This is a genomic window from Methylibium sp. (assembly GCF_031393925.1).
Classification (GTDB): domain Bacteria; phylum Pseudomonadota; class Gammaproteobacteria; order Burkholderiales; family Burkholderiaceae_C; genus Methylibium.
This window is the reverse complement of the sequence record NZ_JANMWL010000257.1, coordinates 1-1,734: the sequence shown is the minus strand read 5'-3', so window position 1 is coordinate 1,734 and position 1,734 is coordinate 1. Positions and strand designations below refer to the sequence as shown.

The window sequence follows — 1,734 nt, the reverse complement described above, 5'->3', positions numbered from 1 at the left end:
CCGGTGTGCAGGCGCTCTGGCAGCACCTGGCGGCGGCGGCCACGCGCTGAGTCACGGGTGCCCAACGGACGGCGCAACCGTGGCCGTCGGCCCGATGCCCTACAGCCATTTGGGAGCGTTGACGGCACCGCCATGTGGCTGGGAACGCTAGGGCGGGCTGATGGCCGAACTGCTCGCCGAGCCAATGGCCGCGTCGGCGTGTCTGTGGCGTGGCGAGCGCTCACTGGCAAACCCTGGCGCCGGCTGCGGCATGATCGCGTTGTGATTTCAAACCCAAGGTTTTTCAAGGAGTCCGAATGAAAAGATCATTGCTCGTCCTGGTAGCCGCGCTGGCCGTTCTTGGTTCTGCACGGGCCGAGGACACGCTCGAGAAGCTCAAGGATTCGGGCGCCATCACGCTGGGTGTGCGCGAGTCCTCGGGGGTGCTGTCCTACACCTTGGGCGGCTCCAAGTACGTCGGCTACCACGTCGCCATCTGCGAGAAGGCGGTCGAGAACATCGAGAAGGCCATCGGCAAGAAGCTCCAGGTCAAATACCAGCCGGTCACCTCGCAGAACCGCATCTCGCTGGTGCAAAACGGCACCGTCGACCTGGAGTGCGGCTCCACCACCAACAACGCCACGCGCCAGAAAGACGTGGCCTTTGCCAACACCACCTTCGTCGAAGAGGTGCGCATGGCGGTCAAGGCCAGCTCGGGCATCAAGGGCATCGCCGACCTCAAGGGCAAGACGGTGGCGACCACCACCGGCACGACCTCGGTGCAGACCCTGCGCAAGAACAAGCGCGCCGACAACCTCGACTTCAAGGACGTGTTCGGCAAGGACCACGCCGACAGCTTCTTGCTGGTGGAAAGCGGCCGTGCCGATGCCTTCGTGATGGACGGCAGCCTGCTCGCCGGGCTGATTGCGCGCAGCAAGAACCCGGCCGATTACAAGATCGTCGGCGAGGTCCTGTCGGTCGAGCCGATCGCCATCATGATGAGAAAGGACGACCCGGGCCTGATGAAGATCGTCAACGCCACCATTGCCGGCATGACCAAGTCGGGCGAGATCAACACGCTCTACGACAAGTGGTTCAAGCAGCCCACGCCGCCCACCGGCGCAGTGGTCAACCTGCCGATGAGCAAGTACCTCGAGCAGGCGCTCAAGAGCCCCAACAACCAGCCCGCCGAGGACTACGCCAAGAAAGTCTCGTGAGGTCGCGGCGACACGGTCCCCGAGCTAAGCCCTAGGCGCCGTGGCGCCAGGCTTGCTAATCTGGGAGCGCGACGATGGCTGCGGCCGCGTCGCGCTTTTTTCATTGCAGCCCGCGTCAACAGCAACGGGAGCCGCTCTTGGGCCGAACATGGGATTGGCAGGTGTTCCTACAAGACACCGGGGGCGGGCAGACCTACCTGCAGTGGCTGATGTCGGCCTGGGGCTGGACCCTGTCGGTGTCGGCGCTCGCCCTGGTGGTGGCGCTCGGGGTGGGCTCGTTGATGGGCATCCTGCGCACCGTGCCTAGCCGCGGCCTTCAGTTCCTGGGCAATGCCTGGACCGAGCTGTTTCGCAATATTCCGCTCCTGGTGCAGATCTTTCTCTGGTACCACGTCATCCCGGCGCTGATGCCGCCGCTGCAAAAGGTGCCGAGCTTCATTCTGGTGGTGCTGGCGCTGGGCTTCTTTACCTCCGCACGCATCTCCGAGCAGGTCAAGGCCGGCATCCAGAGCCTGCCGCGCGGCCAGGGCTACGCCGG

At 64.6% G+C, this 1,734-nt stretch carries 2 protein-coding genes; both read left to right on the top strand.

Annotated features, from left to right (window positions below; genetic code table 11):
• Positions 1 to 296 precede the first annotated feature (296 nt).
• A complete protein-coding gene (locus RMO12_RS13630; protein ID WP_309639696.1) occupies positions 297 to 1,196 on the top strand; it encodes an amino acid ABC transporter substrate-binding protein in 900 nt (299 codons plus the stop codon).
• A 137-nt stretch (positions 1,197 to 1,333) separates the two neighbouring features.
• Positions 1,334 to 1,734: ABC transporter permease subunit (locus tag RMO12_RS13625; protein WP_309639695.1), on the top strand; the 401-nt coding region annotated here is incomplete at its 3' end.

Bases quoted from the DNA above. Each gene is read 5' to 3' on its own strand.
- RMO12_RS13630 (WP_309639696.1), top strand. From the start codon at position 297: ATGAAAAGATCATTGCTCGTCCTGGTAGCCGCGCTGGCCGTTCTTGGT.